Below are 22,648 nucleotides of genomic sequence, written 5' to 3'. Positions count from 1 at the left end.
ATCGGAGGGGCGGCGATGGCGGGACCGCGCGTGGTCATCATCGGAGCGGGCGTCGTGGGAGCGGCGCTGGCTGACGAACTCTCCTCCCGGGGCTGGACCGAGGTGACAGTCGTCGACCAGGGGCCGCTTCCTGCCACCGGCGGATCGTCGTCCCACGCCCCCGGCCTCGTGTTCCAGACGAACCCTTCGAAGACCATGACCGAACTGGCCCGCTACACCGTCGAGAAGCTCTGCGCCCTCGATGTCGACGGGCAGCCCTGCTTCCTGCAGGTCGGCGGGCTCGAAGTGGCCACCACCCCGGAGCGACTGACCGAGCTGCGGCGCCGGCAGGGCTGGCTGACCTCCTGGGGGATCGAGGGCCGGCTCGTGGGCCCGGAGGAGTGCGTGGATCTGCACCCCCTGGTGAACCGCGAGCGTGTGCTCGGCGGCCTCCTTGTCCCCACCGACGGACTGGCCAGGGCGGTGCTCGCCGTCGAGGCGCAGATCCGGGCCGCCACGGCCCGGGGCGTACGCTTCCTCCCCCGCCACGAAGTCCTGGACATCCACACGGACGGCGAGCACGGTGAGCGGGTCACCGCCGTCGTCACCGACCAGGGCGAGATCCCCGCAGACGTCGTCGTGTGCTGCGCCGGCATCTGGGGCCCCAAGATCGCCCGCATGGTCGGGATGAACCTTCCGCTGACCCCGCTGGCCCACCAGCTGGCCTGGACCGGCCCGGTCCCGGCGCTCGCCGGACAGGCCGAGGAAGCGGTCCGCCCGATCCTGCGGCACCAGGACGCCGACCTGTACTACCGCGACCGCTTCGACCGGATCGGCATCGGCTACTACGGCCACCGGCCCATGCCGGTCTCGGCCGACGACATCGCCTCGGTGGACTCCGCGGACGGCTCCGCCGAACCGATGCCCTCCGTACTGCGGTTCACGGAGGACGACTTCGCCGACGCCTGGACCGAGACCCAGTCCCTGCTGCCCGCCACCCGGGACGCCAAGGTCGAGGAGGGCATCAACGGGCTCTTCTCTTTCACCACCGACGGAATGCCCCTGCTCGGCGAATCACCCGACGTCAAGGGCTTCTGGGTCGCCGAGGCGGTCTGGGTCACCCACTCCGCGGGCGTCGGCCGCGCCATGGCCGAATGGCTCGTCGACGGCCACTGCTCCTCCTTCGACCTGCACGAGTGCGACGTCAACCGCTTCGAGCCGCACCAGCTCGCCCCCGACTACGTTCTCGCACGCGACTGCCAGAACTTCGCCGAGGTCTACGACATCATCCACCCGCTCCAGCCGCCGGGAGCCCCGAGGCCGCTGCGCACCAGCCCGTTCCACGTCCGCGAGCGGGAGCTGAACGCCTTCTTCCTGGAGGCGTCCGGCTGGGAGCGGCCCCAGTGGTACTCCGCCAACGAGCCCCTCCTCGCCCGGTGGCCCATCCCCACCCCCAACGACTGGGCCGCACAGCTGTGGTCACCGATCGTCGGCGCCGAGGCCCTCGCCACCCGCGACAGCGTCGCGATGTACGACATGACGGCCCTGAAGCGGCTGGAGGTCGCCGGCCGCGGAGCCACCGCGTTCCTCCAGCGACTGACCACCGCCAACGTCGACAAGTCCGTCGGCTCGGTGACGTACACGCTGATGCTGGACGAGGACGGCGGCATCCGCAGCGACATCACGGTGGCGCGGCTCGGCCGGGACCTCTTCCAGGTCGGCGCCAACGGCAACCTGGACCTCGACTGGTTCACCCGCCATCTCCCCGACGACGGGTCTGTCGTCGTACGGGACATCACCGCGGGCACCTGCTGCATCGGCCTGTGGGGACCGAAGGCGCGCGAGGTGCTCCAGCCGCTGGCCGACTCGGACTTCTCCAACAACGGCCTGCGCTACTTCCGGGCCAAGCGCGCCCACATCGGCGCCGTTCCCGTCACCGCCATGCGCCTCAGCTACGTCGGCGAGCTCGGCTGGGAGCTGTACACGACCGCCGACATGGGGTTGAAGCTGTGGGACACCCTCTGGGAGGCGGCCCAGCCGTACGGGGGCATCGCCGCCGGCCGGGGCGCCTTCAACAGTCTGCGACTGGAGAAGGGCTACCGGTCCTTCGGCACCGACATGACGTACGAACACGATCCGTACGAGGCCGGTCTCGGCTTCGCCGTGAGGATGGACAAGGGCGACTTCATCGGCCGGGCCGCACTGGAGCGGCGCGCGGCCGACGTACGCCGCCGCCTCACCTGTCTGACCATCGACGACCCGCGCGCCGTGGTCATGGGCAAGGAACCCGTGTACGACGACGGCCGTCCGGTCGGTTACGTCACCAGCGCGGCGTACGGCTACACGATCGGCAAGGGCATCGCCTACGCCTGGCTGCCCGCGGAACTCGCCACGGCCGGCCGGGCCCTGCGGATCGGCTACTTCGACCAGCGCGTTCCGGCGGTCGTCGCCGAGGAGCCGCTGTTCGACCCGTCGATGTCGCGCCTGCGCGGCTGACCCGGCCACCGGGCCGCACCCGCACTCCCTTGAAGAGGAGCAACGTGACCGCACAGATCCTCGACGGCAAGCGCACCGCCGCGGCGATCCGCACCGAACTCCCCGCCGGCGCCGCCCGGATACAGGTGGAGGCCGTCGTCGACGAGCTCAACGCCGACCCCGCCTCCGAGCTGTCCACCACCCCCCGTGCGAGGAAAGCGGTATGAACATGCTCGACACCCCGCTCGCAGAACTGGACCCGGAGGTCCATGCGGCCCTCCGCGCGGAGCTCGCCCGCCAGCAGTCCACGCTGGAGATGATCGCGTCGGAGAACTTCGCTCCGACCGCCGTGATGGAGGCCCAGGGCTCGGTCCTGACCAACAAGTACGCCGAGGGCTACCCGGGCCGCCGCTACTACGGCGGCTGCGAACACGTCGACGTGGTCGAGCAGCTCGCCATCGACCGGGTCAAGGCGCTGTTCGGCGCCTCCTTCGCCAATGTCCAGCCGCACTCCGGGGCGCAGGCCAACACCGCGGTGTTCTTCGCGCTGCTGCGGCCCGGCGACACCATCCTCGGCCTCGACCTCGCGCACGGCGGACACCTGACGCACGGCATGCGCATCAACTACTCCGGCAAGATGCTGAACGTCGTTCCGTACCACGTCGGCGAGGCGGACTGCCTGGTCGACATGGAGGAGGTGGAGCGCCTGGCCAAGGAGCACCGGCCCAAGATGATCATCGCGGGCTGGTCGGCGTACCCCCGGCAGCTGGACTTCGCACGCTTCCGGCGGATCGCGGACGAGGTCGGCGCGTACCTCATGGTCGACATGGCCCACTTCGCCGGCCTGGTCGCCGCGGGCCTCCACCCCAACCCGGTGCCGCACGCCCATGTGACCACCACCACCACGCACAAGACCCTCGGCGGACCGCGCGGCGGTGTCATCCTCAGCAACGACGCCGACCTCGCCAAGAAGCTCAACTCGGCGGTGTTCCCCGGCATGCAGGGCGGCCCGCTCGAACATGTCATCGCCGCGAAGGCCGTGGCCTTCAAACTGGCCGCCTCCGAGGCCTTCGCCGACCGCCAGGTCCGTACGCTCGCCGGAGCGCGCATCCTGGCCGAGCGGCTCTCCCGCCCCGACGCGGCGGCGGCCGGCGTGAAGGTGCTCACCGAAGGCACCGATGTGCACCTCGTCCTGGTCGACCTGCGCGGCTCGGAACTGGACGGCAGGCAGGCCGAGGACCTGCTCCACGAGACCGGCATCACGGTCAACCGCAACGCCGTGCCCTTCGACTCGCGCCCGCCGATGGTCACCTCCGGCCTGCGCATCGGCACACCGGCCCTGGCCACCCGGGGCTTCGGCGACGAGGACTTCGCCGAGGTCGCCGATGTGATCGCGCTCGCCCTCCAGCCCGAACCGGATGTCGCCGCGCTGCGCGCCCGTACCGCCTCCCTCGCGGCCGCCCACCCCCTCTACCCGTCCCTGTCAGGAGACGCGCGATGAGTCCCCGTACCCCAGGCGCCGACCTTCCCGAGCACCCCGACTGGCTGTGGCGCACGCCCGAGCCCAAGCGGTCGTACGACGTGGTGATCGTCGGCGGCGGCGGACACGGCCTCGCCACGGCCCACTACCTGGCGAAGAACCACGGCATCACCAATGTGGCGGTCCTTGAGAAGGGCTGGCTCGCCGGCGGCAACATGGCCCGCAACACGACCATCATCCGCTCCAACTACCTCTGGGACGAGAGCGCCGGGATCTACGAGCACGCGCTCAAGCTGTGGGAGGGACTGGAGGACGACCTCGACTACCCCATCCTGTTCTCCCAGCGCGGTGTGCTCAACCTGGCGCACAGCCTGCAGGACGTACGCGACAGCGTCCGCCGGGTCGAGGCCAACCGGCTGAACGGCGTGGACGCCGAGTGGCTCGACCCGGAGCAGGTCAAGGACGTCTGCCCGATCGTCAACATCTCGCCGGACGTGCGCTACCCGGTCATGGGCGCGACCTACCAGCCGCGCGCGGGCATCGCCAAGCACGACCACGTCGCCTGGGGCCTCGCCCGGTCCGCCGACGCCGCCGGCATCGACCTCATCCAGAACTGCGAGGTCACCGGCATCGACGTGCAGGGCGGCCGGGTGACCGGCGTACAGACCTCGCTCGGCCCCATCGCAGCGGGCCGGGTCGCTCTCTGCGCGGCCGGGCACTCCTCGGTGCTGGCGGCCATGGCCGGCTTCGAGCTGCCCGTCCAGAGCCACCCGCTGCAGGCCCTGGTCTCCGAACTCCTTGAGCCGGTGCACCCCACCGTGGTGATGTCCAACGCGGTGCACGTGTACGTCAGCCAGGCCCACAAGGGCGAGCTGGTCATGGGCGCGGGCATCGACGCGTACAACGCGTACACGCAGCGCGGCGCGTTCCACATCATCGAGCGCCAGATGGCGGCCGCGCTGGAGTTGTTCCCGGTCTTCGCCCGCGCGCACGTCCTGCGCACCTGGGGCGGCATCGTGGACGTCAGCCCCGACGCGTCACCGATCGTCGGGCTGACCCCCGTGGACCACCTCTACGTCAACTGCGGCTGGGGGACGGGTGGCTTCAAGGCCACGCCGGGAGTCGGCTGGGCCTTCGCCCACACCATCGCCCACGACGAAGCCCACCCGCTGGCCGCCCCCTTCACGCTCGACCGTTTCACCACCGGCGCGCTCGTCGACGAGCACGGCGCGGCCGCGGTCGCCCACTGAGCGAAGCACAACACGAGGAGCCTTCAGCGATGCTGCTCATCCCATGCCCCTGGTGCGGGCCTCGCGACGAGGCCGAATTCCACTACGGCGGTCAGGCGCACGTGCCCTATCCCGAGGACCCTTCGGCCCTCACCGACGAGGAATGGGCCCGCTATCTGTTCTTCCGTGACAACACCAGGGGGCCGTTCCCCGAGAGGTGGAGCCACGCGGACGGCTGCCGCCGCTGGTTCAACGCCGTCCGGGACACGGCGACCAACGACATCCTCGCCGTGTACCGGGTCGGCGAGCAAAGGCCGGTGATCGCATGACCTCGCAGCCCTTCCGACGGCCCAGCGGTGGACGTATCTCCCGAGAGAAGCCGCTGAGCTTCCTCTTCGACGGCGTGGAGTACCAGGGGTACCGGGGCGACACCCTCGCCTCCGCGCTGCTCGCGGGCGGCGTCCACCAGACCGGCACCAGCGTCAGACTCGGCCGTCCGCGCGGCATCTTCGCGGCCGGAGCCGAGGAGCCGAACGCCGTTGTCCAGATCGAGGCCCCGTTCCCGGAGCCGATGCTCCCCGCGACGACTGTCGAGTTGTACGACGGGCTCGTGGCGAGCGGCCTGCCGGGCCAGGGACGCCTCGCCCCCGAACCGGACCCCGCCCGCTACGACGCCGTGCACGCCCACTGCGACCTGCTGGTCGTCGGCTCGGGACCGGCCGGTCTCGCCGCGGCGACGGCGGCCGCTCACAGCGGGGCGCGCGTGATCCTCGCCGATGACCAGCCCGAGCTGGGCGGCAGCCTGCTCGGCACGGGCCAACTGCCTGACTGGGTGGCCGAGGCGGGTGACGGACTCGACGCGGCGCCCGACGTGCGGGTGCTGCGCCGTACCACGGTCTTCGGCTACTACGACGACAACTACGTGCTCGCCGTCGAGCGCCGCACCAACCACCTGGGCGCACAGGCCCCCGCCCACGTCTCGCGCGAGCGGGTGTGGCGGATCCGGGCGCGGCGGGTCGTCCTCGCGACGGGTGCGCACGAGCGCTCGCTCGCCTTCGCCGACAATGACCGCCCCGGCGTCATGCTCGCGGGCGCGGCCCGTACGTATGTGAACCGGTACGGCGTCCTCCCGGGGCGCCGCGCGGTGGTGTTCACCACGAACGACAGCGCATACGCCACCGCACTCGACCTGGCGGCGGCGGGGGCGGAGGTCGCGGCGGTCATCGACGCCCGGCCCGAGCCGGGGGAGTGGGCGCGCCGGGCCGCGGAGGCCGGCATCGAGGTGCTCGCCGGGCACACCGTCACGGGTACCGCGGGCGCGCCGCGAGTCTCCTCGGTGACCGTGTCCCCTGCCGAGGGAGGCTCGGCCTCCCGGGAGATCGCCGCCGACCTCCTCCTCGTCTCCGGCGGCTGGAACCCGGTCGTCCACTTGTTCAGCCAGGCAGGCGGGCGGCTTCGCTACGACGACGCGCTCGGCTCGTTCGTGCCGGACAGCTGCCGCCAGGCGGTGGAGGTCGCCGGGGCGGCACGCGGTGAGTTCGACCTGTCCCGTTGCCTGGCCGACGGAGCTTCAGCGGGCGCGCGGGCGCTCGAAGCCGAGGGGTTCGCCGCCTCTGCCTCGCTCCCGCTCCCCTCGCCGGTCGAAGAGCCCCGCACACCGCCCCGGCATCTGTGGGTCGTACCCGGAGCGGACACATCCCGCAGCTTTGTCGACCTCCAGCGTGATGTCACCGTCGGCGATCTCGCCCGCGCGACGGGCGCCGGGATGCGGTCGGTCGAGCACCTGAAGCGCTATACCACAGCGGGCACGGCGAACGACCAGGGCAAGACCTCGGGCGTTCTCGCCGGCGGTGTCATAGCGCACCTGCTCGGCGTCGACGTCGCGGAGCTCGGCACGACGACCTTCCGCGCCCCGTACGCGCCGGTCTCCTTCGCCGCGCTCGCCGGCCGCGACCGTGGGGTCCTGCACGACCCCGCACGCGTCACCGCCCTGCACGACTGGCACGTCGCGCACGGCGCGCTCTTCGAGAACGTCGGGCAGTGGAAACGGCCGTGGTACTACCCGCAAGCCGGTGAGGACATGGAAGCGGCAGTGCTGCGCGAGTGCCGCGCCGCCCGCGAAGGCGTCGCCTTCATGGACGCCTCCACGCTCGGCAAGATCGATGTGCAGGGACCGGATGCCGGAGACTTCCTGGACCGGCTCTACACCAACATGATGAGCACGCTGAAGGTCGGCATGATCCGCTACGGCGTGATGTGCCGCCCCGACGGGATGGTCTTCGACGACGGCACCGTCATCCGGCTCGCCGAGAGGCGTTTCCTCGTCACCACCACGACCGGCAACGCCGCCGCCGTACTCGACTGGATGGAGGAGTGGCTCCAGACGGAGTGGCCCGACCTGCGCGTGCACTGCGCCTCGGTCACCGAGCAGTGGGCCACCGTCGCCCTGGTCGGCCCCCGCTCCCGCGAGGTGCTGGGCGGGCTCGCCCCGCAGCTCGCCGTGGACAACGCCGGCTTCCCGTTCATGGCGTGGCGCGACACGGCCGTCGCCGGGATTCCGGCACGGGTGTGCCGGATCAGCTTCTCCGGCGAGCTGGCGTACGAGATCAATGTCTCGCCGTGGGACGCGACGGCGCTGTGGGAGGCGCTGTACGAGGCGGGAGGCCCGCTCGGCATCACGGCGTACGGCACCGAGACCATGCACGTCCTGCGCGCCGAGAAGGGCTATCCGATCGTCGGCCAGGACACCGACGGCACCGTGACCCCGCAGGACCTCGGCATGAGCTGGGCGGTGTCCAAGAAGAAGCCCGACTTCATCGGCAAGCGCTCGTATGCCCGCGCCGACACCAGTCGGCCCGACCGCAAGCACCTCGTCGGCCTGCTGCCGGACGACCCCGGCACCCTGCTGCCCGAAGGCACTCACCTGGTCGCCGGCAGCCCGCTCCCCGAACCGCCGGTGCCGATGCTCGGGCACGTCACCTCCAGCTACCGCAGCGCGGCCCTCGGCCGGACGTTCGCGCTCGCCCTCGTCAAGGGCGGCCGGGACCGCATCGGTGAGCGGCTGTATGCGCCAGTGGGGGGCGAGCTGGTCCCGGTCACGGTCGCAAGTCCCGTTCTCTACGACCCTGAGGGGGCACGCCGCGATGGCTGAAAGCTCGTACGTCTGGTCGCGCTCCGCCTCGACTCCGCTTCGGCCCGGTGCCGTGCCCTCGTCCGTCCGGCACGACCCCGATCTTCGGCCCGGCTCGCCGCTCGGAACCCGCCGCGACCGGCTGAGCCCGATGTCGCACCACGCCGAACGGTTCGCCGCCGCAACGCGCGCCTCGGGCGGAGCGCTGCGGCTGGCGGAACTCCCCTTCCTCGCCCAGGTCAACGTGCGCCTGGAGCCCAAGGGTCCGGCCGCGAACGCCGTCGGACTCACGCTGGGGTTCCCGCTGCCGCTGGAGCCCAACACGGTCGCGCGCGGCGGCGAGCTCGCCGCGCTGTGGCTGGGGCCTGACGAGTGGCTCGTCGTGGGCCCACCCGGAACCCAGGCGGAGATCGAGGCACGGCTGCGCGAGGCGATCGGCGACGAGCACGCCGCGGTCGTCGACGTGTCGTCCCAGCGCACCACCCTGCTCGTCGCCGGGGCCCGGGCCGGCGAAGTGCTGGCGCACGGCTGTTCCCTCGACCTGCATCCGCGGTCCTTCGGCGCGGGCCGGTGCGCGCAGACCACGCTGGCCCGCGCGCAAGTGGTGCTGGTCCCCCGGGACGAGCTCAAGCCGGGATTCTGGGTGCTGGTGCGCTCGTCGTTCGCCAGCTACCTGGCCGACTGGCTGCTCGACGCCGCATCGGAGTACACCAACGGGCTGGATGCCCAGGCACGGTGACCCTCTGAGCCGTGGGCAGACCCGGCCGCCGTGGGATCACGTCTGTGCCGACAGGCGTTGCCCCGGTGGCCGGGCCCCCTCCCGGCATGACGGGCTCAATCCCAGCCCTCTCGGCGTGGCTCGGAGCGAGCTATGCGAATCGTCGAAGTGGCGCGGCCGGCCGTCGTTCTTCGACCCCGCCGACCAGCGCTACTGCATCAACTCGATCTCCCTGCGGCCGGCCCCGGCCGAGGCGCCGTCCGCCTGAGCCGCTCGCGCCGCGTTCCTCGTGACCCTGCCTCCGGGCAGGGTCACTCTCATGTCCGGGCCCTGTCCCGGCGGGCATGGTGTCGGGAACGTCGCGGTTGGGTTCCGATCCGGTCTCCGGCCGCCGCAGGGGCTGCCGTCGATACCACGTTTCAGCTGTGGAAGACACCTATCGGCTCCCGCGGGGTGGCTGGTTATGATCGGTACCCCCGTATCTCCTTTCGAAGCCCGACCGGTTGTCCCCCGGCCCCCTCCCCAGAGCCGTACGCGGTCCGGCTGTTGGTCCGTCCCCGCTTATCCGCCCCCGCTTTCCTCCCCGCTCCCGAGGCCTGATGTCTCCCATAGAACCCGAAGGCGCAACAGGGCAGTCGACGACTCCTCGTCGGCGGCGTACCGTGCGCCTGCGTACGTTGCTCATCTGGCTGGCGGTGGTCCCCACCGTGGCGATGGGCGCCCAAGTGGTGATCACCGCGCAACGGTTGCTGACCCAGTCCCAGCACCTGCGGACCGATGTGACGTCCGGCGAGCGGCTCGGCGTACCGCTGTACACGCTGATGACCGGGATGCAGGCAGAGCGGACGATGACCGCCGCCCGCTGGGCCGGTGCGCCCGTCGCCGACAACGAGCTGCACGTCAGGCGCGCGGCGACGGACCAGGCCGCGGCCGAGTTCCGCCGGCTGTCCCCCGACCCGGAGGCATCCGGCCACAACCACGGCCTCGTCGAGGAGGTGAGCCACCTCCTCGACGGCCTGGCCGCGACCCGCGAGCGCGCGGACGCCCGTACCGGCACCGCCGAAAGCGTGACCGGCTACTACACCGGAGTGGTGGACGCGGCGATCCGCGTGTACCAGGAGGAGTTCAGCCACGCGGAGGACGGTGAACTCACCCGGGAGAGCCGTCCTGCCGTCGCCCTGCTCTCGGCATCCGAGATGGTGGCGCGCGAGGACACGGTCCTCGCGCTGGCCGGGCCGTCCAGGGAACTGACCTCCGCCGGGTTCGACGAGTTCATCAGCGCCGTCGGAGCCCACCGCTACCTGTACGACACCTGGATCGTCCCCTACCTGGCCGCGGACGAGCGGGCGTTCTACGAGAAGATCGTCGCGTCGCCCGAGTGGCAGACCAAGATCCGCATCGAGAACGCGGTCGTCTCCGACCACAAGGACATCGAGTCCGGCGTCAAGCTCCCCTCCGAGGTCGCCGGCTGGCGGGCGGCGCACGAGAAGTTCGCCGGGCAGCTGGGCATGCTCAACGGGGAGCGGGGGCGGAGCGTCCTCGCGCGCGGCGACGCCAAGGCCGCGGAGCTGGAGACCGACGTCGCCTGGCTGATCGCGGGAAGCGGCGCCGCCCTGCTGGCCGTCGTGGCCGTCGTCGTGCTCACCACGCGCTTGGTGCTGCGCCGCCTGCGCGTCCTGCACGAACGTACCGTGACAGTCGCCGAGGACACGCTGCCGGAAGTGGTGGCCAGGCTCCAGCGCGGGCAGGCCGTCGACGACGGGGCACTGCCGGCGGTCAGCGGGGACCGGGACGAGGTCGGGCGCATCAGCGACGCGTTCGCCCGGGTCGTCGCCGTGTCCGTCGACGGGCACCGGCAGCTCGCGGACGAGCGCCACGGCTTCGGCATGTTCGCCGCGGGCATCGCCTCGCGCACCGGGAACCTGGTCAGCCGCCAGCTGAGCCTCACCGAGGACCTTCAGGACACCTTCGGTCACGACGAGGCGCTGCTCGCCCAGCTGATGCGGTCCGACCAGCTGACGGTGGGCATGCGGCGGCAGATCGAGAACCTGCTCATCCTCGCGGGCGGCGAGGTCCCCGACCCGCACACCGAGCCCATGCGCGTCGCCGACCTGCTGCGCGAAGCCGCCGCGGAGGTCGAGGACTTCCGGCGCATCGAGCGGCAGGCCCTGGACGAGGCGAGCGTGGAACCACGCGTGGTCAGCCAGATCAGCCACCTGCTGGCCGAACTGCTCGACAACGCCACCCGGTTCTCCCCGCCGAGGTCGAAGGTGGTCATCCGCGCCGAAATGGTGGCGGACGGGCTGTCGGTCGAGATCGAGGACCGTGGACCGCGGGTGACCCCCGCGAGCTACGAGGAGATGAACGCGCGGCTCCACTCGGCTCCGCCGTTCTCCGTCCTCGCGCAGAACGCGCACCGGCTGGGACTCTTCGTGGTCGGGCACCTCGCCGACCAGCTCCAGGCCACGGTCACGCTGCGCCGCTCCGTGTACGGAGGCACGTCGGCCGTGGTGATCCTCCCCGGGGAACTGCTGGTGCCGGCCGAAGGGGAGGCACCGCGCAAACAGGGCGCGCTCCTCCCCGCGCCGCTCCTCCCGGCGCAGCACCGTGCCGAGGACCGCAGTGCCGACGAGCGCACGCCCGGGGAGCGCAAGCCCGAGCTGGTCCTGCACACAGGGACCGGGCTGCCGAGCCGCAGGACGCCGGAGCGGTCACCGGAGCGGCAGGAGGACACCGCGCCCGCGATTCGGGACGGCGCCCCCGCCCGCCCGGCGCTGCCCGAGCGCGTCCCGCAGACCCACATCGCCGAGCAGCTCCGTGTGCCGCGCGCACCGGAACCAGTCGTCGGCCAGGACACCGCGACACCCGAAGAGGTGGCCGACGCCTGGGCAGACTACGAACAGGGGACCCAGACAGTGGAAGCAGAGCTCCGACAGGAACAGCCATGACAACGACATCCAACACCGCGGCATCCAACGGCATGATCTACAGCGTCTTGGACAACAACCTGAGCAGGATCGCCGGCATCCAGGGAGCCGTGCTGCTGTCCAACGACGGGATCAAGCTCAGCGCCTACCTGCTCGACCAGCCCCAGGCCGAGCGCATGGCCGCCGCGGCCTCCGGCATCGCGGCCACCATGAAGGCGATATCCAGGGAGGTCGATGGCGGCGGGGTCATCCGCCAGCTGATCGAGATGGACGACCGGTACCTGTGCATCGTCGGCTGTGGGGAGGGAAGCACGCTCATCGTGGTCACCTCCCGCAAGGCCCGCCTCGGCGAACTCGGCGGGGAGGCCGTGCGGACCGCCCAGGCGCTCGGCGAGTGGCTCGGCACTCCCGAGCGGGTTCAGGCGCCGACGCCGTAATGCCGGAAGACGAGCCGCAGCAGCCCCCGGGCCGCCCCCGCCGGACGCGGCTGTACGCCCTCACCGATGGCCGTACAGCCGCCCCGCACACCGTCCTCACCATGGACACCACGATCACGGCGGCGGTCACCGAGGACGCCTGGGGCGGCCTGCCCACCGAGTGGCAGGCCATCCTCGCCATGTGCGGGGAGCCGGGCGGCCGGGCGGTCGCCGAGATAGCGGCGCGGATGCAGATCCGCCTCACCCCGATGATGCTGCTGCTCGGCGAACTCGCGGACCGCGGGCTGATCCACCACCGGGCGCCCCTGGAGGGCGCCGAGACCACCAATGTCCACCTGCTCATGAGAATCAGGGACAACCTTGCCCGGATATGACACCCCCGCCACCCAGGAACCGGCTCCGGTCAAGATCCTCATCGCCGGTGGGTTCGGGGTCGGGAAGACGACCCTGGTGGAGACGATCTCCGAGATCGAGCCGTTGCGTACGGAGGAGCGGCTGACGGCCGCGGGTGTCGGCGTCGACGACCTCGACGGCATCGAGTCCAAGACGGTGACCACCGTCGCGATGGATTTCGGCCGGATCACCCTCACCGACGCCGGAGTCGTCCTCTACCTGTTCGGCACGCCCGGCCAGGAACGCTTCTGGTTCATGTGGGACGACCTCCTCAACGGGGCGCTCGGCGCGATCGTGCTCGTGGACACGCGGCGCCTCGACCGCAGCTTCCCGGCCGTCGACTTCTTCGAGAGCCGGGGACTGCCGTTCGTGGTCGGCGCGAACTGCTTCCACGGCGAACAGCCTTACACCGCCGAGGAGATCGGGGCCGCGCTGCACCTGCGCGACCCCAACACGCCCGTCCTCATGCTCGACGCCCGCTCCCGCGACGACGTCCGCCAGTCCCTGCTGTCCCTCCTCGACGTGCTCATCGCCAAGTCGGGCGTCCCGGAAACCGTCTACGGCTGAACAGGGGCCCCACCGGGGGCCACCGAGCCCAGGTAGTCCGACAGAGTCCGGCGCGGTGCCCAGCCCCGGGCCCGCGCCCGGCTCAGGTCCAGCACCACCGGGTGGGCCGGCTGGTCCACCGCGTAGCGGCTCAGCGCCGGTTCACGGCCGGTGCCGCGCGCGAGCGCCTCGGCCGCGCGGGCGGCCGTACGGGCCACAGGCTGGGGCAGATGCCCGATCCGGGCCCGGCTGCCGTGGGCCCGCAGGACCCGGCGTACGGCCTCGTCGCGGGCGTACGGCTCACCGTCGGCCACGTTGTACGCGCCCGGCGCCCAGCCCGCCGCCGCCGGCGCGGCCTCGGCGAGGTTCTCCACCGCCGTGAGACTGAGCCGGACGTCCGACCCCGGCAGCAGCAGGGTCCCGGCCCGGACGCGGGAGAGCAGCCGGGGGAGCTGGTCTCAGACGGCAGGTGCGCGCAGGGCGGCCAGCCGCTCCTTGAACAGCGGTCCGGCGGCGTAGCTGGCGGCCTCGGCCGACGGCGCGTATGCCTCGATCAGGTGGTGTGACCGGGCCTTCAGCTCGGCCGCCCACGCCAATGCGTGCTGCTGGGCGGACAGACCGCACTGACGGGGCTCACCCGGCAGGCATGCGGGCAGTGCGGGGCCGAGCTTGTTCGCGGCGTGCCGGACCTGCCCGGCGATGGCCGCCCACTGCTCGTCGGTCCGCTCCTGCCCGGAAGGGGCGGGCCAGCTGAGGATGGTTTCGCCGTGCGGGTCCATCGGTGTCCTCCAAGTTCGGTCAGGTGGTGGTGATCGTAGCGGCGCCGAGGGGAGCCTCCTCCGGGTCGCAGTGGCCCACCGACGGCACGCACGGGCCGCACGGTCCGCACATGGGGAGGAACTGCGGCGGCGTGCAGGCGGCCGCGCCGGGCCCGTGCACGGCGGCGATATCGGCGCGCGCCCGCGCGAGTCGGTCACCGGTCCAAATGTCGGCTAGGGCCTCCTCACGCACGTTGCCGACGTCGATGAAGCGGCCGAGGACGCAGGGCCAGACAGCGCCGTCCGGTCCCACCGCGCACTTCTCGTGGGCGCAGTGCCCGCACAGATCCTTGATCTGCGGGCGCGCGCCCTGGCTGGCCCGGCCAAAAGCCCTGATGCGGTCCCCGCCGACCTGGCCGACGCCGATGGACTGGAGGTCGGTAACGGCCTCCACGGCCCGCTGCCCCTGGCGGAGCGCGACGACGCCGCCTCGGATCGGCACGCCGAGGTCTACAGCGCGCTCGATGTTCGTGCGGGTCTTGCGGTGCGCGCCTCGGAGCTGGGTGATGTCGTCGTGCTCGGCCGCGTCGTCCGAGTAGTAGCTCGTGGCGAGCTTGGCGCCGTAGGCGGTGATTGCGTCCCAGACGGCCGGCTTGATGTGGGTCATGTTCGAGAAGATCTCGACGCCGAGTCCGCGACCAGCGGCGTGCGCGATCAGCTCGGGGAGACGCGGATACAGGGTGGGCTCGCCGCCGATGAACTGTACGTCGGCGCCGCCCATGTCGGCGAGCTGGTCGATGACGGACACCCAGTCCGCGACAGTCATCGAGCCGTGGTCGCGGTCGGGTCCGGAGTCCGCGTAGCAGTGGTCGCACCGCTCGTTGCAGAAGCCGGTCACCTCCAGCCACGCAAACCTGAGCGTGGCCGGGGTGGTTTCGGTGGTAGTCATGGTGGTGCCTCCTCGTCGGGTGGGGAGGTGGAGCCCGCTCCGGTCGTGGTCCTGGCAGATGCGCGGCCGGGGCGGGGGTCAGTGGGTGCCGACGACAATGACGGCGAGAATGCCGAGCACGATCAGGACGTACAGGGCTTGAGGGCGAAGCTCGCTCATCCGACAGCCTCGATGTTGCCGACCGCGGTTGTGATTTCCCGGCCGGACGGGCCCCGGATGTAGGCCAGCTCCACCCAGTGCTCATGGACCACGGACGCCGATACGTTCTCGTTGACGACCGCCATCAGCTCGCCCTCGACGCCGGAGGCGATGTCCCGGACGCGCTCGCGGAGCAGGCGGTGCGGCACATACTCGTACTGCTCACTCATCGGACGCCTCCGCTCCCTTTCCGGCGGAGTGGAGGAACCGCTCCCAGCCTTCGGCTGCGCGGTCGGTCAGCTCGGCGCTCGGGCCCAGCGGCAACTGCGGCAACGCGAGGCGTGCGCGGTGCTGTTCGTCTGCACTGTTCGTCGTCATAGGAGGATCATGGGCGGGCACGCAGATGGGCAGATAGGCCATCGCGTGGCCATCGGTGGCCACGTAGCGGCCACGGCCGGGGACAGACGCGATGACACCTCACACTGGGGCCATGAGCCCACGCAACGACGCGCTCCGGGCCGCCCGGCTCCGCGTCGGTTGGCGCACGATGGAGCAGGCCGCCGCAGCGCTCTCGGCGCACGGGCAGGCCCTCCTCGACAATGCGCACTTCACGGTTGCGCCGCGGACGTGGCGCCGGTGGGAGGGCCGCCAGGAGCAGCGCGGATGGCCGCCGGAGGAGACCGCACAGGTACTGCACGACACGCTCGGGCGATGGCCCGAAGACCTTGGATTCACGGTGCCCGCCGGATGGATCCGACCCGAGAGGCAGCATGAGGACCAGGTGGAACGCCGTACCTTCATCTCCGTCACGGCCGCGGCGCTCGTCGCCGGGCCCGTAGCACCACAGCACGTGGACCCCGCGCTGATCGACTACTTCCAGTCGCAGTTGGAGGGCCACTACCGGGCCGACATGTTCCTCGGCCCCCACGACCTCATCGGCACCGTGTCCGAGCAGTACCGGCTCATCGACAAACTCGTCCGCTCCGCAAAGGGCGAGACCCGCCGCGGTCTGCTCCGCGTCGGCGCCGCCTACGCGGCGCTCGTCGGCTGGCTCTACCAGGACGCGGGCGACCTCGGCGCCGCGAGCTTCTGGCGGGGGGTGACGCAGGAGATAGCGGTTCGGTCCCGTGACCCGCACCTCATCGGGTACTCCCTCGTGAACCAGGCGCAGGTCCGTACTGACCTGGGTGACGGGTACGGCGTCATCGACCTATGCGAAGCCGCCCTCGAAGACGCGGACGCGCTCGTTCCAAAGGTGCGGATCATGGCCATGCAGCAGCGGGCCCACGGCGCCAGCCTCACCGGCGACCGGACCACCGTAGATCAGCTCATCGATACCGCGAGCGGGCTCATCCACCGCGTGGACGACGATCTGCCCTGGGGCAACGCGTGCCGAAGGACGCCCGGCTACCTGGAGGTTCAGCGAGCCACCTGCTACGGCCGGCTCGGGCTCGGTCGGGAAGCTGACCAGCTGTGGACGCAGGTGCTTGCCGCAGTGCCATCCACCGCGCGCCGGGACCGCGGCGTCTACCTCGCCCGGCACGCCACCGCGGCAGCCGTGTCGCGTGAGCCGGACCACGCGGTCGAGATCGCGCGCGAGGCGGCGACCATCGCCGCCGAGACCCGGTCCGTGCGCATGCTCCGCGAACTGGGCACGCTGGAGCGGGCCATGCGGCCGTGGCACGATGCCCCGGTAGGCCGGGACCTCGCCGAGATCCTGGCGCCCGTGAACGAGGGGAGCTGACATGGGCGTACCGCAGCCGTTGACGCACGAGCAGATCGCCGAGCGTCTGGCCGCGCTGCCGGGCTGGAAGCAGGACGGGGATGCGATCACCCGTACGTACGAGATCCGGTATCACGCGGCGGTGGCCGCGATCGTCACGATTGCCGACCGGTCCCGGCGGATTCAGCACCACGCCGACCTGGACCTGCGAATCGACCACCTGCGCGCGTCGATCACCACGCACGACGCAGGGAATCGGCTGACGGCAGCGGACTTCGACCTCGCGCACCGCATCGACGGGATTGTCGCCGCGCACCAGGCCCTCCCGCTGGACTGATCCTGGACGCAAGAAAGCGCCCCCTCCCGCCCGTAGGCGGAAGGGGGCGCAGTGGCGCGAACCGCCGCCCGGGATGCCCCCGACCTCCCAGTGCTCGGAGTGGGTCTCGCTGTCCACGTCGAGGATCCCGCCCCGCTCCACGGCCTCCACCACCACGGCCGCCCCGGTGTCGCCGAAGGTGTAGCCGGCGAAGCCGCTGCGGAATTCCGCGAAGTCGGCGGGGGAGTGCCGGACGGCCCGGCTCGGGGTCTCCCCGGTGACCACCAGGGCCCGCCGCGCCCGCCCCCGACAGAATCATCGACCGGGCGAGGTCGACCCCGTTGACGAAGCTGTTGCAGGCGTTGGTCATGTCCATGGCGTGGGCCCGCGAGCCCAGCTCGGCCTGCACGATGTGCGCGGTGGCGGGCTCGACCAGGTCGCGGGAGGCCGAGGCGAAGAGGAGCAGGTCGATGTCGAGCGGGCCGAGTCCGGCCGCGTCCAGCGCCCGCCGGGCGGCGCCCACCGCGAGCGTGGAGGCGTACACCCCCTCGCCCGCGACGCGGCGGGTGACGATCCCGGTGGCCTGCCTCAGCAGCGTCGGCGGCATGGTGAGTCCACTGCGGCGGGCCACCTCCCGCTGGAGGTGGTCGGAGGACAGGACCTCCTCGGGCAGCAGGGTGCCGACGGCGGTTGTCCCGGCGCGCGGCCGGCGGTCACTTGGCTGAAAGGGCATGCCCACACGATGACAAGCAGGCATCTCCCGGTCCTGAGTACGGATGCTCAGACCGGTGCGGAGGCCGGATGAGTACCCCCGGTCACCAGTACCGATGTGAAGTGGAGTGGTTCCGGGGGCTGTTGCACGCAGGGCCGTTCCCTTACCGTCTTCGCCAGACGCGCGGGCCGGCAGAGAGCGACCTTCCGTTCTCCGGCTGTACGGCCAGGTGTCAGACAAGGATCTCCGTCCGGTCCCCCGGGGCCGCTGTCCTTGGGGCGCCCCTCGACTCCCCCCTCACCCGCAGAGGTCGTCACGCCATGGCAGAACTCAACCGCCGCAGGTTCCTCCAGATCGCCGGTGGCACCGCCGCCGCCACGATGCTGAACGAGAGCATCGCGCGCGCCGCCGCCATCCCGGCGCAGGGCAGCACCGGAACGATCCGGGACATCGAGCACATCGTCGTCCTCATGCAGGAGAACCGTTCCTTCGACCAGTACTTCGGCGCGATGAAGGGGGTCCGCGGCTTCGGCGATCCGCGCCCGGTCCTCCAGGACAACGGCAAGTCCGTCTTCTACCAGTCCAACGGGACGAAGGACATCCTCCCCTTCAACCCGCAGGTCAACGACCTCGGCATGCAGTTCGTGGAGGGTCTGAACCACGACTGGGCCGGCGGCCACCAGGCGTACAACAACGGCAAGTACGACAAGTGGGTGCCGGCCAAGACGGCCACGACCATGTCGTACATGACCCGGAACGACATCCCGTTCCACTACGCCCTCGCCGACGCCTTCACCGTGTGCGACGCCTACCACTGCTCGTTCATCGGAGCCACCGACCCGAACCGCTACTACATGTGGTCCGGCCACACCGGCAACGACGGCACCGGCGGCGGCCCGGTCCTCGGCAACCAGGAGGCCGGGTACGGCTGGAAGACCTACCCCGAGCGACTGGAGTCCGCCGGGGTCTCCTGGAAGGTCTACCAGGACATCGGTGACGGCCTGAACGCGGCCGGCTCCTGGGGCTGGATCAGCGACGCCTTCCGCGGCAACTACGGCGACAACTCGCTGCTGTACTTCAACAACTACCGCAACGCCCAGCCCGGCAGCGCCCTGTACGAGAAGGCGCGCACGGGCACCAACGCCAAGGCGGGCGACGGCTACTTCGACCGCCTTCGCGCCGATGTCGCAGGCGGCACACTGCCCCAGGTCTCCTGGATCGCCGCCCCCGAGGCCTTCAGCGAGCACCCGAACTGGCCGGTCAACTTCGGCGCCTGGTACATCTCGCAGGTCCTCGACGCGCTCACCTCCAACCCGGCGGTCTGGGCGAAGACGGCCCTCTTCATCACCTACGACGAGAACGACGGCTTCTTCGACCACGTGGTCCCGCCGTACCCGCCGGCCTCCTCGGCGTGGGGCCTGTCCACGGCCGACGTGTCGAAGGACCTGTACGCCGGGGGCGGCGGTTACGCGGCCGGTCCGTACGGGCTCGGCCCGCGCGTGCCGATGATCGTGGTCTCGCCGTGGAGCAAGGGCGGCTACGTCTGCTCCGAGACCTTCGACCACACCTCGGTGATCCGCTTCATGGAGAAGCGCTTCGGCGTGCAGGAGCCCAACATCTCGCCGTGGCGCCGCGCCGTCTGCGGGGACCTGACCTCGGCCTTCGACTTCAGCCAGGCGGACGCGACCCCCGCGGCCCTGCCCTCCACCGCGGGCTACATCCCGCCGGACCACAACGCCCACCCGTCCTACCACCCGGTCCCGCCGGCCACGGGCACGCTGCCCAAGCAGGAGGCCGGCGCCAAGCCGACCCGCGCGCTGGGCTACAGCCCGTACGTGGACGGCAAGGCCACGGTGTCCACCGGCAAGTTCACCCTGACCTTCTCCTCCGGCCCGTCCCTCGGCGCCCACTTCCACAGCACCTCGGGCAACCGTACGGACGGCCCTTGGCCCTACACGGTCGAGGCGGGCAAGACCCTCGCGGACACCTGGAGCACCAGCAGCTCCACCGGCAACCAGATCAACCTCACGGTGTGGGGCCCCAACGGCTTCCTGCGCACCTGGAAGGGCCCGGCGAAGAAGGCCGGCCCCGAGGTCACGGCCCGCCACGTGGACGCCACCGGCAACCTGGCGCTGACGCTGACCAACTCGGGCCCGGTCGCGGTCAACCTCACGGTGACCAACGCCTACGGCGGCGCGTCCCAGACCTTCAAGGTCCTGGCGGGCGGCACGGTCTCCCACACGGTCGACCTGCGCACCACGGGCCGCTGGTACGACGTCAAGGTGGGCTCCGACGCGGACACCTCCTTCCTGCGCCGCTTCGCCGGCCACGTCGAGACGGGCACCCCGGGCGTCTCCGACCCGGCGATCAAGACCGTCTGATCCGGTCCAGTAGGGGTGAACCCGCCCCCTTCCGCCGCCCGCGAGGTCAATGCTTGCGTTGACTTCGCGGGCGTGGCTGTAGGAAGCCAACATCCCGCCGGCGTGACACGGTGGCTTGACTCCCCTCTGTTCACCGCGTGATCGCAGGCCCGGTGGGCAGAAGGTACGGCGTCGGTTTTCTACGACCCGTCACCGAGGGAGAACCCATGGCCATCGCCCACCGCAGGATCGGCAGCGGACCCGTCCGCGTCATCGTGCTGCACGACTGGTTCGGTACCTCCGCCAACTGGGGCTCGGCCCTGGACTACCTGGACCCGCACGGGTTCTCGTACGCCTTCCTCGACTGCCGCGGATACGGCGACCGCCGCGACGTCCCCGGCCGCTACACCCTCCACGAGATCGCCGAGGACGTCATCGAACTGGCCGACGAGCTCGGCTGGGACACCTTCTCCCTCCTCGGCCACTCCATGGGCGGCAAGGCGGCCCAGCAGGTCCTGGTCCGGGCCCCCGGGCGCGTCGAGAAGCTGGTCGGGCTCACTCCGGTCCCGGCCGCGCCCTACGAGATGGACGACACGACCCACGCCCTCTTCTACGGGGCCGCCGAAGACCCCGAGAAGCGCCGGATCATCCTCGACCTGATCACCGGCAACCGGGCGAGCCGCCACTGGATCGAGCGCATGGTCGCCCACTCCCTGTCCGTCTCCCGTCCCGAGGCCTTCGCGGGCTACCTCGCCGACTGGCAGCCGCGCGATCTCTCCTCCGCGGTCAAGGGCAACCCCGTCCCGGTCCTGGTCCTCGTCGGCGCGTACGACCTCGCGCTCACCGCCGACGTCATGCGCGCCACCTGGCCGACCTGGTACCCGAACTGCCGGATCACCACCGTGCCGGGCGCCGGCCACTACCCGCCGCACGAGACCCCGGTGGCCTTCGCCACGGAGGTGGAGGCCTTCCTGCGGGCCTGATGCTGCCGGGTCAGGGCGGGCCGGGGCGCGGAAAAGCCCGTGGGGGGCGCGAGGAGAACCTCGCGCCCCCCACGGGACGGAAAGGGTGAGTGACGGGACTTGAACCCGCGGCCACCTGGACCACAACCAGGTGCTCTACCAACTGAGCTACACCCACCACGAAGGGCGGCGGACCACCCGTTCGATGTGCATGCACAGCATAGCCGATCAGCGGGGTGGTCCTGCGACGCGTTATTCCGCCCGGGCGGAGGCGGCGGTGGCCGCGGCGGCGTGCGCCACCGCCGCGGCGGCGAGGGCCCGGACGATCGGGTGCGGCTGCGTCCCGCCCCCGTACAGCTCCGGCTGGAACAGCGTGGCCAGGAAGAAGGGGTGCCCGGGCAGCTCGACGATGCGCACCTGGCCGTCCTCGTCGTGCCCCGACAGCCGCAGCCCGTGCGCGGTGAGCGCGGGCAGGTGCCGGGGGGCGGGCCCGTAGTTGCAGTGGTAGCGCTCCATCGAGCGCTCCGCGCCGAGCGCGGACTCGGCGAGCGAGCCGGGCTCGGCCCGTACGAGGCCCTGGTGTCCGACGAGGGAGCAGGCGAGCGGGGCGATCAGCAGGTCGGCCGCCTCGGGGTCGTTCTCGGCGTGGGCGGCGTCCGTGAGCCCGCAGACCGTGCGGGCGTACTCCAGCAGGGTGTGCTGGAAGCCGCCGCAGGTGCCGAGGAAGGGGATCCCCTCCTCCCGGGCCACCCGGATGGCGGCCAGGGCGCCGGCCTCGCTGGCGTACGGGCTGCCCGGCAGCACCCACACGGCATCGAACCGGCCGAGCGTCCCGGCGGCGGCCTCGGCCGCGGCGTCGGCGGTGGGAATCCAGTAGGCGTCGAGGACGAGCCCGTCGCGTGAGGCGAGGGCGTCGAGGAGGACGGGGATCCGGGTGTGGGACTTCACGTGCGGTGAGCGGTCGCCGACCAGGGCGATCCGGGCGATGGGTGCGGGGTCCATGGTGTCCATGCCGGTCATCTTGGCCGCGGTCCCCAGTTCAGCGCCAACGATTGTTCATGCACGCCCGATAAGCGGTGCTGATGGACGCGGTTCCCACCCGGGACTCCGCCCCGTACCCCGCGCCTCAATCGCCGGCGGGGCTGGAATGTGGCCCGTCTGAGGGGGTGGGTGCGGGTTCAGGTCGGGGCTCCGCCCCGCACCCCGCGCCTCAAACGCCGGCGAGGCTGGATTTGCCTGCCCGAGCGGATGGGTGCGGGTTCAGGTCGGGGCTCCGCCCCGTGGCCCGCGCCTCAATCGCCGGCGGGGCTGGATGTGCATCGGGGGCTTCGCCTCCTCGTGCTTGTGGCCGGCGGGGCTGGATGGCCCGGAGGGCAATTTCAGCCCCGCCGGCGATTGAGGCGCGGGCGCGGAGCG

At 71.5% G+C, this 22,648-nt stretch carries 20 protein-coding genes, 1 tRNA gene and 1 pseudogene; 15 read left to right on the top strand and 7 right to left on the bottom strand.

Annotation, left to right across the window (positions count from 1 at the left end):
• Positions 1–15 precede the first annotated feature (15 nt).
• The 11 genes and pseudogenes from J7E94_RS13920 (at position 16) to J7E94_RS13870 (ending at position 13,335) form a co-directional block, all read left to right on the top strand.
• Positions 16–2,475: an FAD-dependent oxidoreductase gene (locus tag J7E94_RS13920; protein WP_215015421.1), complete on the top strand. Its 2,460-nt coding sequence runs from the start codon at positions 16–18 to the stop codon at positions 2,473–2,475.
• A 44-nt stretch (positions 2,476–2,519) separates the two neighbouring features.
• Positions 2,520–2,681, top strand: coding sequence for a hypothetical protein (locus tag J7E94_RS13915; protein WP_215015419.1), 162 nt, complete (start codon positions 2,520–2,522; stop codon positions 2,679–2,681).
• Positions 2,678–3,955, top strand: coding sequence for a serine hydroxymethyltransferase (gene glyA, locus J7E94_RS13910; protein WP_215015417.1), 1,278 nt, complete (start codon positions 2,678–2,680; stop codon positions 3,953–3,955). The genes J7E94_RS13915 and glyA overlap by 4 nt, the downstream gene beginning before the upstream one ends.
• Positions 3,952–5,184, top strand: coding sequence for a sarcosine oxidase subunit beta family protein (locus J7E94_RS13905; protein ID WP_215015415.1), 1,233 nt, complete (start codon positions 3,952–3,954; stop codon positions 5,182–5,184). Before glyA ends, J7E94_RS13905 begins: the two co-directional genes overlap by 4 nt.
• Positions 5,185–5,213: 29 nt before the next feature.
• A pseudogene (locus tag J7E94_RS13900) lies at positions 5,214–8,314 on the top strand (sarcosine oxidase subunit alpha family protein).
• 130 nt (positions 8,315–8,444) lie between these two features.
• A complete protein-coding gene (locus J7E94_RS13895) occupies positions 8,445–9,032 on the top strand; it encodes a sarcosine oxidase subunit gamma (RefSeq protein WP_215015443.1) in 588 nt (195 codons plus the stop codon).
• A gap of 115 nt (positions 9,033–9,147) precedes the next feature.
• Entirely contained in the window at positions 9,148–9,279 is a 132-nt protein-coding gene (locus J7E94_RS13890; protein ID WP_215015413.1) for a peptide-methionine (R)-S-oxide reductase, read from the top strand.
• Positions 9,280–9,688: 409 nt separating this feature from the next.
• A complete protein-coding gene (locus J7E94_RS13885) occupies positions 9,689–11,959 on the top strand; it encodes a sensor histidine kinase (protein ID WP_251056637.1) in 2,271 nt (756 codons plus the stop codon).
• The gene (locus tag J7E94_RS13880) at positions 11,956–12,375 is read left to right on the top strand and encodes a roadblock/LC7 domain-containing protein (protein WP_215015409.1); all 420 of its coding nucleotides are present in this window, start codon (positions 11,956–11,958) and stop codon (positions 12,373–12,375) included. The genes J7E94_RS13885 and J7E94_RS13880 overlap by 4 nt, the downstream gene beginning before the upstream one ends.
• Positions 12,375–12,749, top strand: coding sequence for a DUF742 domain-containing protein (locus J7E94_RS13875; protein WP_215015407.1), 375 nt, complete (start codon positions 12,375–12,377; stop codon positions 12,747–12,749). The genes J7E94_RS13880 and J7E94_RS13875 overlap by 1 nt, the downstream gene beginning before the upstream one ends.
• Positions 12,736–13,335 (top strand): ATP/GTP-binding protein, encoded by a 600-nt coding sequence (locus J7E94_RS13870; protein WP_215015405.1) that lies wholly within the window; start codon positions 12,736–12,738, stop codon positions 13,333–13,335. The genes J7E94_RS13875 and J7E94_RS13870 overlap by 14 nt, the downstream gene beginning before the upstream one ends.
• On the opposite strand, the gene J7E94_RS13865 is transcribed toward J7E94_RS13870, so the two are convergent.
• From J7E94_RS13865 to J7E94_RS13845, 5 genes are all read right to left on the bottom strand, one after another.
• Positions 13,326–13,688, bottom strand: a complete 363-nt coding sequence (locus J7E94_RS13865; protein ID WP_251056636.1) for a hypothetical protein — start codon at positions 13,686–13,688, stop codon at positions 13,326–13,328. The two genes, J7E94_RS13870 and J7E94_RS13865, sit on opposite strands and share 10 nt — an antisense overlap.
• An 84-nt stretch (positions 13,689–13,772) precedes the next feature.
• Entirely contained in the window at positions 13,773–14,093 is a 321-nt protein-coding gene (locus J7E94_RS13860; protein WP_215015403.1) for a hypothetical protein, read from the bottom strand.
• Between the two features lie 19 nt (positions 14,094–14,112).
• The gene (locus J7E94_RS13855; RefSeq protein WP_215015401.1) at positions 14,113–15,021 is read right to left on the bottom strand and encodes a radical SAM protein; all 909 of its coding nucleotides are present in this window, start codon (positions 15,019–15,021) and stop codon (positions 14,113–14,115) included.
• Positions 15,022–15,176: 155 nt separating this feature from the next.
• Positions 15,177–15,389 carry a hypothetical protein gene (locus J7E94_RS13850; RefSeq protein ID WP_215015399.1) on the bottom strand — a complete coding sequence of 71 codons (213 nt, stop codon included), beginning with the start codon at positions 15,387–15,389 and terminating at the stop codon, positions 15,177–15,179.
• Positions 15,382–15,537, bottom strand: coding sequence for a hypothetical protein (locus J7E94_RS13845; RefSeq protein WP_215015397.1), 156 nt, complete (start codon positions 15,535–15,537; stop codon positions 15,382–15,384). The genes J7E94_RS13850 and J7E94_RS13845 overlap by 8 nt, the downstream gene beginning before the upstream one ends.
• Positions 15,538–15,649: 112 nt before the next feature.
• On the opposite strand from J7E94_RS13845, the gene J7E94_RS13840 reads away from it, so the two are divergent.
• The 4 genes from J7E94_RS13840 to J7E94_RS13820 all read left to right on the top strand — a co-directional run bounded on the left by J7E94_RS13840 (position 15,650) and on the right by J7E94_RS13820 (position 21,253).
• Complete coding sequence (locus J7E94_RS13840; RefSeq protein ID WP_251056635.1) at positions 15,650–16,903, top strand: Twin-arginine translocation pathway signal; 1,254 nt, start codon at positions 15,650–15,652, stop codon at positions 16,901–16,903.
• A 1-nt stretch (position 16,904) separates the two neighbouring features.
• Positions 16,905–17,219 (top strand): 4a-hydroxytetrahydrobiopterin dehydratase, encoded by a 315-nt coding sequence (locus J7E94_RS13835; protein WP_215015393.1) that lies wholly within the window; start codon positions 16,905–16,907, stop codon positions 17,217–17,219.
• Between the two features lie 1,011 nt (positions 17,220–18,230).
• Positions 18,231–20,291, top strand: a complete 2,061-nt coding sequence (locus J7E94_RS13825; protein WP_215015392.1) for a phosphocholine-specific phospholipase C — start codon at positions 18,231–18,233, stop codon at positions 20,289–20,291.
• A 206-nt stretch (positions 20,292–20,497) separates the two neighbouring features.
• Complete coding sequence (locus J7E94_RS13820; protein WP_215015391.1) at positions 20,498–21,253, top strand: alpha/beta fold hydrolase; 756 nt, start codon at positions 20,498–20,500, stop codon at positions 21,251–21,253.
• An 84-nt stretch (positions 21,254–21,337) separates the two neighbouring features.
• On the opposite strand, the gene J7E94_RS13815 is transcribed toward J7E94_RS13820, so the two are convergent.
• Both J7E94_RS13815 and J7E94_RS13810 read right to left on the bottom strand, forming a co-directional pair.
• Positions 21,338–21,410 (bottom strand) — tRNA-His (locus tag J7E94_RS13815).
• Positions 21,411–21,484: 74 nt separating this feature from the next.
• Positions 21,485–22,243 (bottom strand): hypothetical protein, encoded by a 759-nt coding sequence (locus tag J7E94_RS13810; RefSeq protein ID WP_374224437.1) that lies wholly within the window; start codon positions 22,241–22,243, stop codon positions 21,485–21,487.
• Between the last annotated feature and the right edge of the window lie 405 nt (positions 22,244–22,648).

Origin of the sequence: Streptomyces sp. ISL-94, from assembly GCF_018614075.1 — a bacterium.
Classification (GTDB): Bacteria; Actinomycetota; Actinomycetes; order Streptomycetales; family Streptomycetaceae; genus Streptomyces.
The sequence above is the reverse complement of the archived record's forward strand: the minus strand, read 5'-3'. Positions and strand labels throughout refer to the sequence as shown.